Source organism: Carnobacterium sp. CS13 (genome assembly GCF_016653495.1).
In the GTDB taxonomy this organism is placed as follows: domain Bacteria; phylum Bacillota; class Bacilli; order Lactobacillales; family Carnobacteriaceae; genus Carnobacterium_A; species Carnobacterium_A antarcticum.
Genome location: NZ_CP067364.1, coordinates 1,207,106 through 1,222,302 on the forward strand (window position 1 = coordinate 1,207,106; position 15,197 = coordinate 1,222,302).

Here is a 15,197-nt window from a genome sequence, read left to right on the forward strand (position 1 = left end):
AGGTGAGTTAGATGCAAAAACGTAAAGTGCCAATGCGCAAATGTGTTGTTTCAAATGAAATGAAACCTAAAAAAGAAATGATTCGTATTGTGAAAAACAAAGAAGGCGAAATCAGCATTGATCCAAGTGGTAAAAAACCCGGCCGCGGAGCTTATGTGTCTATCGACCCCGTCGTTGTTCAACTTGCATGGGACAAACATGTTCTTGATCGGACTTTTGAAACAACTTTAACTGATGCGTTTTATCAAGAATTGATGGATTACGTAACCCATCAGAAAGCGCGGATGAGTTTATGAATAATGACCAAAAAACATTAAACCTTTTGGGTATGGCAACGAAAGCTGGTAAACTAGTAACTGGAGAAGATTTAACTTTGAAAGAAATCAGAAAAGAACAAGCGAAGATGGTCATTGTTGCTTCTGATGCTAGTGAAAAAACGATAAAGAAAATCTCGGATAAATGTCGTCATTATCAAATTCCGATAGCTATTCACTTTACAAAATCTGAATTAAGTCAGGCTGTTGGGAAAGAACGCACGATATGTACTACGACCGATAATGGCTTTGGAAAAAAACTCCGGGAATTATTATTAAATTAACGGAAGGGTGATAACATGGCTAATTTGCGTGTGTACGAGTATGCAAAAGAACACGATGTTCCTACTAAAAAAGTTATCGAAAAAGCTAAAGAATTAGGAATACTTTACAATAGTCACATGTCTTCAATGGAAGACAAACAAGTTGCGAAGCTAAATGATATATTTGCTGCAAACACGAAAAGGAATACGAGTGCTATGAAAAAACAAGAAGAAACACAAAAAAATACAACACAAAAAGGCGGTAAGGGTATAGTAAATCAAAAGAATCAATCCAATAACCAAGCAACACCAGCGTCAAAATCTAAACCAGCAGCTAAACCAACACACAGTGCTAAGCCAACACAAAGCGCTAAACCGGCTGGCAACAAAAAAGCTGCATCAACAACTAGTCGTCCAGCAAGTACAGCCACAGATAAAACTGCTAAACAACCGGTTGTAAAACGCACGACTAACCCTGCAGAACAACGCACGACAGCAGCAGGCCCCGGCGGAAACAGACGTGGACCTTATCGTGGTTCACAAGGAACTCACGGTGGTTTTAACAAGCGTAAAAGAAAAGGCAGAAAAGGCGAAACGAAACCAGTTGCTCCACCAGTACCACGTAAGTTCAAAGAATTACCAGATGTACTGGTTTACTCAGATGGCATGACTGTAGCAGACATCTCTAAACGTATTTTCCGTGAACCGGCAGAGATCATTAAAAAGCTGTTCCTTTTAGGCGTTGTAGCTACGTTGAACCAAAGCTTGAGCAAAGAAGCAATTGAATTGCTTGCAGCTGAATACGGCATAGAAGCTGAAGAAAAAGTTGCAGTGGATGTTTCTGATTTGGATGTTTACTTTGAACAAGAACCAATCGAAGAAAATCTAGTAACACGTCCTCCTGTTGTAACGATTATGGGGCACGTTGACCATGGTAAAACAACACTTCTAGACTCATTGCGAAACACGAAAGTTAGTTTAGGAGAAGCAGGCGGAATCACACAACATATCGGTGCTTATCAAGTTGAATCTAATGGAAAAACGATTACGTTCTTAGATACACCAGGACATGCCGCGTTTACAACGATGCGTGCACGTGGTGCGGATGTAACGGACATCACTATTATTGTTGTAGCTGCAGATGATGGTGTGATGCCACAAACTGTTGAAGCAATCAACCATGCTAAAGCAGCAGAAGTTCCAATTATTGTCGCTGTTAATAAAGTTGATAAACCAACAGCTAATCCAGAACGCGTCATGCAAGAACTAACGGAGTACGGTTTAGTTCCTGAATCATGGGGTGGAGACACGATTTTTGTTGAAATTTCAGCGAAATTTGGTCAAAACTTGGATGAGCTTTTAGAAATGATTTTATTAGTTGCGGAAGTTGAAGATTTAAAAGCTGATCCTACAAGATTAGCTATCGGATCAGTAATCGAAGCTCGTTTAGATAAAAGCAAAGGGCCTATTGCTACATTGCTTGTTCAAGAAGGGACTTTACGTATCGGAGATCCGATCGTTGTCGGAAACACTTACGGACGTGTTCGTGTAATGGTCAATGAAATTGGCCGTCGTGTGAAGACGGCTGGACCTTCTGCTCCAGTAGAAATTACTGGTTTGAACAACGCCCCACAAGCAGGCGATCAATTCGTGGTATTTGAAGACGAAAAAACTGCACGTGCAGCAGGCGAATCCCGTGCTCAAAAAGCAATGGCTGATCAACGCTCTACAACAAATCGTGTAACATTAGATAACCTCTTCTCTAGTTTAGAAGAAGGAGAATTGAAAGAAGTTAATGTTATTATCAAAGCAGATGTACAAGGATCAGCTGAAGCCTTAGCTTCAAGTTTACAAAAAATTGAAGTTGAAGGTGTGCGCGTTAAGATTATCCATACAGCTGTTGGGGCAATCAATGAAAGTGATATTACTCTAGCTGCCGCAAGTAATGCTATTATCATTGGATTCAATGTCCGTCCAACACCTCAAGCTAAGGACCAAGCGGCTCAAGAAAAAATTGATATTCGTCTCCACCGTATCATCTACAATGCGATTGATGAAATTGAAACCGCAATGAAAGGTATGTTGGATCCAGAATATGAAGAACAAATTACAGGTCAAGTTGTTGTTCGTGAAACCTTTAAAGTGTCAAAAGTTGGTACAATTGCTGGTGGGTTCGTAACCGATGGTCACATCACACGTAACAGCAGTGTTCGCTTGATTCGCGATAACATCGTTATTTTTGAAGGTGAATTAGCTAGCTTGAAACGCTTTAAAGATGATGCTAAAGAAGTTAAAAAAGGCTTTGAATGTGGCTTTATGATTAAGGACTATAACGAGATTGAAGTAGACGATGTCGTTGAAGCTTATGAAATGGTTGAAATCAAACATAAATAACCACTAGGTTTCCCAAAAACGAGTGCCCAAAATAGCTGATAAAAAAGAAGCAAAACTGGGCTTAATAAAGAAAGTGAGGGGCAATCATGGCAAATTTTAGAGTTGGTCGAGTTGCACAAGAAATCCAAAAAGAAGTAAATGACATTTTGACTAAACGTGTGAAAGACCCGCGTGTGGAAAATGTGACGATTACTGAAGTTAAAGTCACGGGTGATTTGCAACAAGCGACGATTTATTACAGTATTTTATCTGAAAAAGAAAGCGACCTTGAAAATGTTCAATTAGGTCTGGACAAAGCTTCTGGTTTGATTAGAAGAGAATTAGGTCAACGCTTAACGCTTTATAAGACCCCAGAATTAAAATTTGAACGTGATGAATCTGTTTTATACGGTAGCCGTATCGATGAGTTATTACGTGATTTAAATAAAGATTAGACTTAAAAAGACAAAGTGATTTTACTCACTTTGTCTTTTTTTGTTAAGGTTACTAGGTAGAAATCAGAAAATCTGCTATACTTTAGGGGTTCATTAATGACTAGGAGGCAATCGAATTGACTTTATATTCTTATATTGGTGTGGAAAAAGTGTTACCAACACACGCTCCAGAAAATACAAATACCGTAGCACTAATTGCACGTGATACTCTAGATCCAGGAGTAACAGATGAAATGGTATTGAAATACATTCAAAACCAAACGCAAGATGAGACTATTACAATGGATCAAATTGAATTTTATGACAAAGAAGCAGAAATTGTGGGGACTTTTGAAATTCTTGAGCAAGTGCAAACAGGACCTATTTTGAAACATTTTGGTTCTTCATTTGTTTACCAGACATCCGATTTTCCTGTTTGGGAACCGATTGAAAATGATTCGGAAGTGCCAGATGGTTTTACAACAGAAAATGTGATGGAATACCTTAAAATGATGGACGATGCACGTGAAGTGAATGCTACGCAACAACAAGGGTTGATGTATATCCTAAACAATTGTTTTGAAGATACGAATAAAGTAGAGCTTTATAGTTGTTGGGATGGCGAAGAAGCAGAACGCGAACAATTTAGACGAACGGTTAACTGGGAAGCTGTTAAAAAGAATCCTTTATTATTAGAAATGCGCGAAAAAGAGTTTATTGTGATTGAAAAGTAAGGTAATAAAAATAAAAACGGTTGCCTTTCTATTTCGAAAGGCAGCCGTTTTTTACAAAAAAATTAATCCGTTAGGTAGGAAATAGCAAAAGCTTCATTTCCTGCATGTGTCATAAGAGTTGGACTTGCATAAGCTACATAAAAAACAGCATCCGGAAATTGTTCTTTAAGCTCTTTGATGGTGGCTTCAGTAAAACTGGACATTCCCACATGACTGATGCCAATTTGTTTAATTTCGGGGTAACTTTTCATTTTTCCAATAATTGCATCTACTTTGCCGCGTAAAGATTTCATTCCACGGCTTTTTGTATAAAGAGTAATCTCTTCTGGTGTGAGGCTTAAAATCAGTTTCATGTTTAAAAAATTAGAAATACGTCCCAGTGTTTGACTCATTCGGCCACCTTTGATCAAGTTTTCTAAATGAACGATTCCGACATATAAAGTAGTTTTTGATTTTACCTCTTCTAAAGTAGATACTATTTCGGACATTGCGGCACCGGTTTTAGCCATCTCAGCTGCCGCCAAAACTTGAAAGGCCATTGCCCGATCGAGAAAACCACTCTCGATAACTGTGACCTTGGCCGTCGATAGACTAGCACCTTGTACGGCTGACATATACCTTCCACTTAAGTAACCCGCCACGTGGATTGAAAGAACTTCACTTCCATCCGCGCCAAGTTCATTAAACAATTCAGTAAATTTTCCGACAGCCGGTTGAGATGTTTTTGGCAATTCAGGGCTGTTTAACATTTTCTGCAAAAATTCTGGTTTTGTTACCGTTAAATTATCGTAATAAACGACATTTTCTACCATTGCAGTAAGCGGCACGATCGTAATATTGTATTTGTCTTGTTCTTCTTTTGATAATTGAACGGTTGAATCCGTAACAATTTTTATTGGTTTCATTTTGACTCCTCCTCATTCCTCCATACCTTCTTGGTTTAGGGCTTTTACTCTTAATTCATTAGAATAAATTAGGTATTATTTTATACCTCTTATTATAAAGGAGGAAACATCGTTTTGCACAAGATTCTCTTAGGAGTTTTCGCGGTACTTTAAAATATGGTATACTGGTAAAGTTAAAAATGGAAAGTAGGGATTTTACATGGAAGGCATTCTCCCATTATGGAAAGAACGTGGCATGACGAGTCACGATTGCGTATTTAAACTACGAAAAATATTAAAAACAAAAAAAATCGGTCATACCGGAACCTTAGACCCAGATGTAGACGGTGTCTTACCCATCTGTATCGGAAATGCTACAAAAGTTGTGGAATACATGATGGAGACTGGTAAGGGCTACATCGGTGAAATTACTTTAGGATTTTCAACGACAACTGAAGACAGCAGCGGCGATATTGTAGAACGTGTTCAGGTGAATGAAATGCCTTTGACAACAGCAATTGATCAAGCAATGGCCGCCATGGAAGGTTCTATTACTCAAATTCCACCTATGTTTTCTGCAGTTAAAGTGAACGGGAAACGGTTGTATGAATATGCACGGGCTGGTGAAACCGTTGATCGACCAAGCAGAAAAGCCACAATCAACCGTTTTGTTCGAACCACTGAACCTGTATTAAACGAAATAGAGCATACAGTTTCTTGGCGATTTGAGGTGGATTGCGGGAAAGGGACTTATGTTCGCACCTTAGCCGTCGACTTGGGCTTGGCTCTCGGTTACCCAGCACATATGTCTGATTTAACCCGTGTCTTAAGCGGCACTTTTAAAGCCAGCGATTGTTTGACGTTAAATCAAGTTGCTGAAAAAATGGATGATCAAACCATTCAACAAGCCTTATTTCCATTAGAGTATGGACTGAAAGAACTTGCTTCGGTCAACATCGATCAACCCTTGTGGGATAAAGTTAAAAATGGAGCTGTGCTGCCTTTAGATGCTTTTGGAGAACAAATCGATTTTCCAGTGGCTGTTATGTACCAAAATCAAGCATGGAGCATTTATGATAAACACCCAACTAAGGAAAATCTTTTAAAACCGGTCAAAGGTTTACGTACATTTCAATAGAGGAGTTTTTCAATCATGGAAATTATAAAATTGCACCATCCCTATACACAAAATCAAATTCCAACAGAAGAGGTTGTCTTGGCTCTTGGCTTTTTTGACGGCGTGCACAAAGGTCATCAAGAAGTCATCAGCAGAGCGAAACAATTAGCTGCAAAAAAAAAGTATAAACTGGCTGTTATGACTTTTAATCAACACCCCTCAATTGTCTTCAAAAAAATTGCGTCGGAAGACATGCAGTATTTGTCTACTGTTGAAAAAAAAGAAGCCATGATGGCCAAACTAGGGGTAGACATTTTATATGAAGTTGATTTCACTTCTGCATTTGCAGCTTTAAAACCACAATCATTTGTAGATCAGTACATCGTAGGACTGCATGCAAAAGTAGTAGTAGCGGGTTTTGACTATACTTATGGAAAAAAAGAAGTCGCTTCGATGAAGCATTTGCCCGATTATGCTCATAACCGTTTTGAAATTGTTATCGTTGAAAAACAAACTAGTGAAGAATCAAAAATCAGTTCTACTCGAATTAGACACTGTTTAGATAATGGAAAGATAGAAGAAGCGAATGACTTGTTAGGGTACATTTATGAAACTACTGGACGCGTAGTCCATGGAGATGCACGCGGGCGTTTACTTGGATTTCCAACAGCCAATATCGAAGTAACAAGGGCTGTTCGTCTGCCGCGTGTGGGCGTATATGCCGTTCAAATATTGGTAGGCAAGCAATGGCATTTAGGTATGGCATCCATCGGTCATAATATTACGTTTGAAGCTAATCGGCCATTAACTGTTGAAGTCTATATTTTGGATTTTGAGCAAGATATTTATGGAGAAAAAGTTACGGTTTTATGGCATCATTACTTAAGAGATGAATTGAAATTTGATGATTTAACAGGTTTGATTGCTCAATTGGAGCAAGATGAAGTAGATACGCGTGATTATTTCCTAGAAGAAAATAGAAAATAGACTCATAAAAACAGTCACAATATAAACCCTTTCGCCTTTTTTTAAAAAGACAATAAGGGGTTTATTTTTTTTGAGCACATTATCTAATGAAAACAGCCGAATAATGCATGTGTAATGTATAAAATTAACTAATATTCAACAAAAAGAAGATTTTAGAGACTAAAATACACGTTTCGGAATAATTAAACACTTTAATGTTGTTTTAATCATTATGGCATGCTATTATAATGCTTATCGAAAGTTAATTAAAACAAAGAGGTGTTCAAATGGAAAAAGAAAAAGTAGTTTTAGCGTATTCAGGTGGGTTAGATACTTCTGTTGCCATTAAATGGTTGAATGAAGAAGGGTATGATGTGATTGCTTGTTGTTTAGATGTAGGGGAAGGGAAGGATTTGGCTTTTATTAAAGAAAAAGCTCTGAGCATTGGGGCCGTTTCTTCATATACGATTGATGCAAAAAAAGAATTTGCAGAAGAGTATGCTTTAATTGCTCTACAAGCTCATACTTTTTATGAAGGCATTTATCCATTGATTTCTGCTTTATCCCGTCCGTTAATTGCGAAAAAATTGGTGGAAGTAGCTCTCAAAGAAGGCGCCGCCGCGGTCGCTCATGGTTGCACCGGAAAAGGCAACGATCAAGTGCGCTTTGAAGTAGCGATTCATTCTTTAGCGCCAAACTTGAAAGTTCTTGCGCCAGTGCGTGAATGGCAATGGTCAAGAGAAGAAGAAATCAATTACGCCATTGAACATGACATACCTGTGCCAATCGATTTGGACAATCCTTTTTCCATTGATCAAAATTTATGGGGAAGATCAAACGAATGTGGCATTTTAGAAAATCCATGGATGGCGCCGCCAGAAGCAGCTTATGAGTTAACCGCTAGTTTGGAAAATACTCCAGATAGTCCAGAAATTTTAGAAATCGACTTTTTGGCTGGAAAACCTATTGCGCTAAATGGTAAACCATATTCGTTAGTAGAATTGATTGAATGTCTCAATAAAATAGCGGGAAAACATGGTATCGGAAGAATCGATCACATTGAAAACCGTTTAGTTGGAATCAAATCCCGCGAAGTTTATGAAGCACCAGGGGCTATTGTTCTGATGACGGCCCATAAAGCTTTGGAAGACCTGACTTTCGTAAAAGAAATTGGACATTTTAAGCCAGCCATTGAACAAAAATTAACCGAGATGATTTACAACGGTTTATGGTTTAATCCTTTAACAGATAGCTTGATTGCTTTCTTAAAATCTACACAACAGTACGTGAACGGTACCATTCGTTTGAAATTGTTTAAGGGCCATTCAATCGTGGAAGGAAGAAAGTCGCCTAATTCTTTATATGATGAAAATTTAGCTACTTATACTTCAGCTGACACATTTGATCAAGAAGCTTCGGTTGGTTTTATTAAATTATGGGGACTATCTACCAAAGTACATGCAGAAGTTCACAATTCAACCGCTCAGTTTGATGAAACATTAATAAAAGAAAAGAGTCTCTATTAAGCAATGTTAGGATGAATAGAATGAAAAAATTATGGAGTGGAAGATTTGAAGGTGAGAGCCAGGCATGGGTTGATGCTTTCGGAGCTTCAATCGCTGTCGACCAGCAATTAGCAGAAGAAGATTTAATTGGCAGTCTAGCTCATGTACAAATGCTAGCTAAAACCAATATACTATCAGCTGAAGAAGCAAATGAAATTATCCAAGGTTTAGAAAAATTACTCGAAGACAATAAAAAGGGATGTTTAGTATTTACTGCTGAAAACGAAGATATTCATTTGAATTTGGAAAAGTTGCTTCATGGTATTATCGGTCCAGTCGCAGGCAAACTGCATACGGCTCGTAGTAGAAATGACCAAGTTGCAACAGATATGCATTTGTACCTGAAAAAGGAAGTAATTGAAATCAATCAACGGATTCGTTTATTTATGGAAATTTTGATTAGCAAAGCTGAAGAAAACGTGGAAACTATCTTGCCAGGATATACTCATTTGCAACATGCGCAGCCCATTTCTTTTGCTCACCATCTATTGGCTTATTACAATATGTTTAAACGTGATTTTGAACGTAATCAAGATAGTTTGAAAAGAATCGACCTATCGCCATTGGGTGCTGCTGCTTTAGCTGGAACAACATTTCCCATCGATCGAGAATACACAAAAACGTTGCTCGGTTTCAAAGAAAGTTATACGAACAGCATAGACGCCGTTAGTGATCGGGATTTTATTTTAGAATTTTTGAGCAACAGCAGTCTTTTGATGATGCACCTATCACGTTTTTGTGAAGAAATCATTTTATGGACTAGTCACGAATACCAGTTTGTAACATTGACTGATGCTTTTTCAACAGGCAGCTCGATTATGCCTCAAAAGAAAAATCCAGATATGGCCGAATTGATTCGCGGAAAAACTGGACGTGTTTATGGAAACCTATTAGGTCTATTGACAACAATGAAAGGTTTGCCCTTAGCGTACAACAAAGATCTGCAAGAAGATAAAGAGGGTATGTTTGACACAGTTAAAACGGTTAAAGATTGTCTAACGGTATTTTCTGGGATGCTTGAGACGATGAAAGTTAACGAAGCAACGATGTATTCAGCTACGACTAAGGATTATTCAAATGCGACAGAATTAGCAGATTACCTAGCAAGCAAAGGGATTCCCTTTAGAAAAGCACATGAGATCGTAGGAAAGCTTGTACTGGAAGGCATCAAAAAAGGGATTTATCTGCAAGATATTTCCTTATCTGATTACCAAGCAGTTTCTGAATTAATCGAAGAAGATGTTTACACTGTACTAGATTCAAAAACTGCTGTAGAACGACGCAACTCTTTGGGTGGGACAGGCTTTGAACAAGTAAAAAAAGAACTAGCGAGTGCAAATAAAACATTAGTAGATATGAAAAAAGTATGATCGGTTTTTTCGTGAATCGATTAGCCGTTGATTTAAAAACAGGATTTTATTATCTGGTGAAAAATAAAAAAGAAGCCGCTTAGAATGAAGGTGTGATCGTATTCTATGCGGCTTCTTTTTGAGCTGATTTTGCTCAATAGAAGCCACTTGCCGTAAGTTTTGTTTAAAAAATAAATTTAAACAAAAAGTAGAGGATTATCGTTGACAAGTTAGTATATATTTGGTAAATTAATACTTGTGTTAGCACTCTTTAGTCCCAAGTGCTAAAAAAGAGGTGATGCAACATGTTAACAGAAAGACAAGTTCTAATACTGAAATCCATCATTCTTCTCTATACAAGCTATGGAAATCCAATTGGTTCTAAAACATTGATGAATGAAGCAGGAATGAAGTTCAGCTCTGCAACTATTCGTAATGAAATGGTTAGGTTAGAAGAGTTAGGTTTTATTGAAAAGACACATTCTTCATCTGGACGTATCCCTTCTATCAAAGGGTATCGGTTTTATGTAGATCATCTAGTACATCCAACTGAAATTCAGAAAAAAGATATTGTTACAATCAAACAATCTTTTAGCAATACCTTTCATCAGTTAGATGAAATCGTTGTACAATCTGCTGAAGTGCTTTCGCAATTGACAAGTTATACCGCTATTTCTTTAGGACCTGAATTAAAAGACAGCAAGCTAACAGGTTTTCGATTGGTTCCTTTAAATGAACATCGGGTGATGGTCATTTTGGTCACAGATAAAGGCCACGTAGAAAACCAAGTATTCTCTTTGCCGAAAACAATTCAACCGAGCGACTTGGAAAAAATGGTGAAAATCTTTAATGAACGATTAGTTGGTCATACATTAATGGAAGTATTTCAAAAACTGAAAACTGAAATGCCTATTTTAATTAACAAATATGCTAAATCAGCAGAAGGAATGCTAACCATTCTTGATGATGTTATTTTGCAAGCTGGACGTGATCAAATTCACGTAGGCGGCAGAATGAATATGCTTGATTATTCTATCGGTCTAGATGTAGAAAAATTTAAGTCGATTTATTCTTTGATGGAAGACCAGCACGATTTGGCTCATTTATTGACGCCTTACCATAGCGGAATTGAAGTACGAATCGGACAAGAATTGGATGACGAGTTATTTGACGAATTCAGTTTGATAACGGCAAGCTACAATGTCATGGGTTATGGGACGGGCTTGATTGCCCTATTAGGACCGACCAGCATGCCTTATTCAAAAATGATTAGTTTAGTGGATGTATTTAGAAATGAGCTTTCAAAAAAAATAGTAGATTACTATCGTTCGATGGAAGACTAATCAAGAAGGAGCTATGTATTTATGACTGAGAATCAAAAAGATCCGCTAACTGAAGAAGTGGTTGATGAAACAAATGAGAACAACGAACAACCACAAACGGAAGAAGCGGTTGAAGAAGAGGTTCAAGTGGACGAATTAACAGAAGCTAAAACGGCTTTGAGCGAGATGGAAGACCGTTATTTGCGTTTACAAGCTGAGCTAGCGAATATGCGCAAACGCAATCAAAAAGAAAAAGAAGATGCTGCAAAATATCGCTCTCAATCATTAGCAACAGAATTATTGCCAGTGATCGATAACCTGGAACGTGCATTGGCCATTGACGTGACTGATGAACAAGGGAAAAACTTGAAAAAAGGTTTAGAAATGGTGATGGATTCATTTAAAGTTGCTTTGGACAACGAAGGAATCAAAGTCATTGATCCATTGCATCAACCTTTTGATCCTAATTTCCATCAGGCAATACAAACAACGCCAGTGGAAGAGGGACAAGAAGCTGATACAGTTGTAAATGTTTTCCAAAAAGGTTATTCTTTAAATGAACGTATTTTACGTCCGGCAATGGTTATCGTTGCTCAATAAAGCAAGTGTTCTAAAAAATAAACTAAAAAAAAGTAAAAGAGGTAATTAATTATGAGTAAAATAATCGGTATTGACTTAGGTACAACAAACTCAGCAGTAGCAGTTTTAGAAGGCGGAGAAGCAAAAATCATTGCGAATCCTGAAGGAAACCGTACGACGCCATCTGTTGTTGCTTTTAAAAATGGTGAAATGCAAGTTGGGGAAGTTGCTAAACGTCAAGCAGTAACAAACCCTCACACAATCAGTTCAATTAAACGCCATATTGGTGAAGCTGGATATACAGTTGATGTTGAAGGCAAAAAACACACGCCACAAGAAATCTCAGCAACGATTTTACAATATCTAAAAGGATATGCTGAAAGTTATTTAGGAGAAAAAGTAGACAAAGCTGTTATTACAGTTCCAGCTTACTTTAATGATGCACAACGTCAAGCGACAAAAGATGCAGGTAAAATTGCTGGACTAGAAGTTGAACGAATCATTAACGAACCAACTGCTGCAGCTTTAGCTTATGGTTTAGACAAAACAGAAACAGAAGAAAAAGTTTTAGTATTTGACCTTGGCGGCGGAACATTTGACGTTTCTATTCTTGAATTAGGCGATGGTGTCTTTGATGTTCTTTCTACAGCTGGAGACAATCATTTAGGTGGAGATGATTTTGATGAAAAAATCATTGAATTCCTAGTAGCAGAATTTAAAAAAGAAAACGGCATTGACTTATCTAAAGATAAAATGGCTGTTCAACGTTTGAAAGATGCAGCAGAAAAAGCTAAAAAAGATTTATCTGGTGTAACATCTACTCAAATCAGTTTACCATTTATTACTGCTGGTGAAGCAGGACCATTGCACTTGGAAATCAACTTAACTCGCGCGAAATTTGAAGAGTTAACGTATGATTTAGTTGAACGTACTAAAAAACCTGTTCGTCAAGCTTTGAAAGATGCTGGTTTATCCGCTTCTGAAGTAGACGAAATTATCTTAGTTGGTGGATCTACACGTATCCCAGCAGTTGTAGAAGCTGTTCGTAAAGAAACTGGCAAAGAACCAAACAAATCAGTAAACCCAGATGAAGTTGTAGCGATGGGAGCTGCTATTCAAGCAGGAGTTCTTACTGGTGATGTAAAAGACATCGTCCTATTAGACGTAACTCCATTATCATTAGGAATCGAAACAATGGGTGGCGTATTTACTAAGTTGATCGACCGCAACACAACTATTCCGACAAGTAAATCACAAGTCTTCTCAACAGCTGCTGACAACCAACCAGCTGTAGATGTACACGTATTACAAGGTGAACGTCCAATGGCAGCGGACAACAAAACTTTAGGCCGCTTCCAATTAACAGATATTCCTGCAGCTCCTCGTGGCATTCCGCAAATTGAAGTATCGTTTGATATTGATAAAAACGGAATCGTTAATGTACGTGCAAAAGACTTAGGAACACAAAAAGAACAAACGATCACAATCAAATCTTCATCTGGTTTAACCGACGAAGAAATCGAACGTATGGTTAAAGACGCTGAAGCCAATGCTGAAGCTGACAAAACTCGTAAAGAAGAAGTTGAATTACGCAACGAAGTAGAACAACTATTGTTCCAAGTGGACAAAACTTTAGGAGAATTAGAAGGTAAAGTTGATGAAGCTGAAGTTAAAAAAGCTGAAGATGCTCGTGATGAGTTGAAAGCTGCTGTAGAAGCAGATGATTTAGAAACAATGAAAACAAAACGTGATGAATTGAATGAAATCGTTCAAGCATTGACTGTTAAGCTCTATGAACAAGCAGCACAAGCTCAAGCAGAAGCGAACCCTGAAGACGTACAAGCTGATCAAGGTGGAGACGATAATGTGGTTGATGCTGATTTTGAAGAAGTAGACGACAACAAATAATCAGTGAATAGGTGACGAAGTAAAAAGCCAAGGCAAAATGCTTTTGGCTTTTTCTTCTAGATATGCTATGCTCGTAAAGGTAAAATGAAGGGCAGTCTAGAGATAAACGTTATCATTGGAACGATGGAGGGAAATCATGGCAAAAAGAGATTATTATGAAATATTAGGCGTTTCAAAAAGCGCTACGGACGCTGAAATAAAAAAAGCCTACCGTAAACTTTCAAAACAATTCCATCCGGATATTAACAAAGAAGCTGATGCGGATGAAAAGTTTAAAGAAATCACTGAAGCTTATGAAGTGTTAAGCGATGCAAATAAACGTGCAGCTTATGATCAATATGGTCATGCAAGTACAGATCCTAACTTTGGTGCTGGATCAGGCGGCTTTGGTGGTGGTGGTTTCGGCGGTGGCGGCTTCGAAGATATATTTGAATCTTTCTTCGGTGGCGGCGGCCGTTCGTATAATCCGAATGCTCCACGTCAAGGTGAAGATTTGCAATATCGAATGGATTTAGAATTTGAAGAAGCTATCTTTGGAAAAGAAACAACGATTCAATACAATCGCGAATCTGAATGTGCTACTTGTCATGGAGACGGTGCAAAACCAGGAACTCATCCTGTTACTTGTTCGAAATGTCATGGTTCAGGAACTCTTAATGTGGAACGGAATACTCCGCTTGGCCGTGTAATGACACGTCAAACATGTGATGTGTGTCACGGTACTGGTAAAGAGATCAAAGAGAAATGCCCAACTTGTCATGGTTCAGGACATGTAAAAGATAGACACTCTGTTAAAGTAACCGTACCTGCAGGTGTAGAAGATGGAAATCAAATGCGTTTGAATGGACAAGGTGAAGCTGGGGTAAATGGCGGTCCTTATGGAGATTTATATGTCGTTTTCCATGTTAAACCGAGTGATTTATACGATCGGGAAGGTTCAGAAATTTATTACGAATTACCAATCAGTTTCATCCAAGCAGCTTTAGGCGATGAAGTAGAAGTACCGACCGTTCACGGAAAAGTTAAACTGAAAGTTCCAGCTGGAACACAAACAGGAACAAATTTCCGTTTAAGAGGGAAAGGCGCACCGCGTCTTAGAGGAACTGGCAATGGAGATCAACACGTTACAATTAAATTGATCACTCCAAAAGATTTATCCAGCAAACAAGTCGACATTCTGCGCGAATTTGCAAAAGCTAGCGGCATCGAGGTAACCGAACAAGAGGAAAGTCTTTTCGGAAAAGTAAAAGATGCTTTTAAAAAAGACAGAAAATAAACCGACTAAAGAAAAACCTAGGCAAAATGCTTAGGTTTTTCTTTTAGGAATAAGACTAACCTTTGTAAAACATTGTAATTCAGTGGTTTCACTGTTATAATTTGTAATGACAC

The 15,197-nt window shown here is 38.0% G+C and carries 14 protein-coding genes; 13 read left to right on the forward strand and 1 reads right to left on the reverse strand.

The annotated features are described in order from the left end of the window. Nucleotides 1–11 precede the first annotated feature (11 nt). The 5 genes from rnpM (at nucleotide 12) to JHE06_RS05895 (ending at nucleotide 4,118) form a co-directional block, all read left to right on the forward strand. Nucleotides 12–296 carry an RNase P modulator RnpM gene (gene rnpM / locus JHE06_RS05875; protein WP_058918519.1) on the forward strand — a complete coding sequence of 95 codons (285 nt, stop codon included), beginning with the start codon at nucleotides 12–14 and terminating at the stop codon, nucleotides 294–296. After that, entirely contained in the window at nucleotides 293–598 is a 306-nt protein-coding gene (locus JHE06_RS05880) for a L7Ae/L30e/S12e/Gadd45 family ribosomal protein (RefSeq protein ID WP_058918520.1), read from the forward strand. The genes rnpM and JHE06_RS05880 overlap by 4 nt, the downstream gene beginning before the upstream one ends. A gap of 15 nt (nucleotides 599–613) precedes the next feature. Continuing rightward, a complete protein-coding gene (gene infB / locus JHE06_RS05885) occupies nucleotides 614–2,971 on the forward strand; it encodes a translation initiation factor IF-2 (protein ID WP_058918521.1) in 2,358 nt (785 codons plus the stop codon). Between the two features lie 86 nt (nucleotides 2,972–3,057). Next, nucleotides 3,058–3,405: a 30S ribosome-binding factor RbfA gene (gene rbfA / locus JHE06_RS05890; protein ID WP_058918522.1), complete on the forward strand. Its 348-nt coding sequence runs from the start codon at nucleotides 3,058–3,060 to the stop codon at nucleotides 3,403–3,405. A gap of 116 nt (nucleotides 3,406–3,521) precedes the next feature. After that, the gene (locus JHE06_RS05895; protein WP_201089841.1) at nucleotides 3,522–4,118 is read left to right on the forward strand and encodes a hypothetical protein; all 597 of its coding nucleotides are present in this window, start codon (nucleotides 3,522–3,524) and stop codon (nucleotides 4,116–4,118) included. A gap of 62 nt (nucleotides 4,119–4,180) precedes the next feature. On the opposite strand, the gene JHE06_RS05900 is transcribed toward JHE06_RS05895, so the two are convergent. Continuing rightward, the gene (locus JHE06_RS05900) at nucleotides 4,181–5,023 is read right to left on the reverse strand and encodes a DegV family protein (protein WP_201089843.1); all 843 of its coding nucleotides are present in this window, start codon (nucleotides 5,021–5,023) and stop codon (nucleotides 4,181–4,183) included. Nucleotides 5,024–5,222: 199 nt separating this feature from the next. Here JHE06_RS05900 and truB point away from each other — a divergent pair, with 199 nt between their 5' ends. The 8 genes from truB (at nucleotide 5,223) to dnaJ (ending at nucleotide 15,084) form a co-directional block, all read left to right on the forward strand. Continuing rightward, complete coding sequence (truB, locus tag JHE06_RS05905; RefSeq protein WP_201089845.1) at nucleotides 5,223–6,140, forward strand: tRNA pseudouridine(55) synthase TruB; 918 nt, start codon at nucleotides 5,223–5,225, stop codon at nucleotides 6,138–6,140. Nucleotides 6,141–6,155: 15 nt separating this feature from the next. After that, complete coding sequence (gene ribF, locus JHE06_RS05910; protein WP_058918526.1) at nucleotides 6,156–7,106, forward strand: riboflavin biosynthesis protein RibF; 951 nt, start codon at nucleotides 6,156–6,158, stop codon at nucleotides 7,104–7,106. A 266-nt stretch (nucleotides 7,107–7,372) separates the two neighbouring features. After that, nucleotides 7,373–8,611 (forward strand): argininosuccinate synthase, encoded by a 1,239-nt coding sequence (locus JHE06_RS05915; RefSeq protein WP_201089847.1) that lies wholly within the window; start codon nucleotides 7,373–7,375, stop codon nucleotides 8,609–8,611. 20 nt (nucleotides 8,612–8,631) lie between these two features. After that, entirely contained in the window at nucleotides 8,632–10,020 is a 1,389-nt protein-coding gene (gene argH / locus JHE06_RS05920) for an argininosuccinate lyase (protein ID WP_201089849.1), read from the forward strand. A 284-nt stretch (nucleotides 10,021–10,304) separates the two neighbouring features. Next, a complete protein-coding gene (hrcA, locus tag JHE06_RS05925) occupies nucleotides 10,305–11,342 on the forward strand; it encodes a heat-inducible transcriptional repressor HrcA (protein ID WP_058918529.1) in 1,038 nt (345 codons plus the stop codon). Nucleotides 11,343–11,363: 21 nt separating this feature from the next. Continuing rightward, a complete protein-coding gene (grpE, locus tag JHE06_RS05930) occupies nucleotides 11,364–11,921 on the forward strand; it encodes a nucleotide exchange factor GrpE (RefSeq protein WP_201089851.1) in 558 nt (185 codons plus the stop codon). A gap of 51 nt (nucleotides 11,922–11,972) precedes the next feature. After that, on the forward strand, nucleotides 11,973–13,808 hold the full coding sequence (dnaK, locus tag JHE06_RS05935; protein ID WP_201089853.1) for a molecular chaperone DnaK: 1,836 nt from the start codon (nucleotides 11,973–11,975) through the stop codon (nucleotides 13,806–13,808). 133 nt (nucleotides 13,809–13,941) lie between these two features. After that, nucleotides 13,942–15,084, forward strand: a complete 1,143-nt coding sequence (gene dnaJ, locus JHE06_RS05940; RefSeq protein ID WP_328706715.1) for a molecular chaperone DnaJ — start codon at nucleotides 13,942–13,944, stop codon at nucleotides 15,082–15,084. Nucleotides 15,085–15,197 lie beyond the last annotated feature (113 nt).

Bases quoted from the DNA above. Each gene is read 5' to 3' on its own strand.
- rnpM (WP_058918519.1), top strand. From the start codon at position 12: ATGCAAAAACGTAAAGTGCCAATGCGCAAATGTGTTGTTTCAAATGAA.
- JHE06_RS05880 (WP_058918520.1), top strand. From the start codon at position 293: ATGAATAATGACCAAAAAACATTAAACCTTTTGGGTATGGCAACGAAA.
- infB (WP_058918521.1), top strand. From the start codon at position 614: ATGGCTAATTTGCGTGTGTACGAGTATGCAAAAGAACACGATGTTCCT.
- rbfA (WP_058918522.1), top strand. From the start codon at position 3,058: ATGGCAAATTTTAGAGTTGGTCGAGTTGCACAAGAAATCCAAAAAGAA.
- JHE06_RS05900 (WP_201089843.1), bottom strand. From the start codon at position 5,023: ATGAAACCAATAAAAATTGTTACGGATTCAACCGTTCAATTATCAAAA.
- truB (WP_201089845.1), top strand. From the start codon at position 5,223: ATGGAAGGCATTCTCCCATTATGGAAAGAACGTGGCATGACGAGTCAC.
- ribF (WP_058918526.1), top strand. From the start codon at position 6,156: ATGGAAATTATAAAATTGCACCATCCCTATACACAAAATCAAATTCCA.
- JHE06_RS05915 (WP_201089847.1), top strand. From the start codon at position 7,373: ATGGAAAAAGAAAAAGTAGTTTTAGCGTATTCAGGTGGGTTAGATACT.
- argH (WP_201089849.1), top strand. From the start codon at position 8,632: ATGAAAAAATTATGGAGTGGAAGATTTGAAGGTGAGAGCCAGGCATGG.
- hrcA (WP_058918529.1), top strand. From the start codon at position 10,305: ATGTTAACAGAAAGACAAGTTCTAATACTGAAATCCATCATTCTTCTC.
- grpE (WP_201089851.1), top strand. From the start codon at position 11,364: ATGACTGAGAATCAAAAAGATCCGCTAACTGAAGAAGTGGTTGATGAA.
- dnaK (WP_201089853.1), top strand. From the start codon at position 11,973: ATGAGTAAAATAATCGGTATTGACTTAGGTACAACAAACTCAGCAGTA.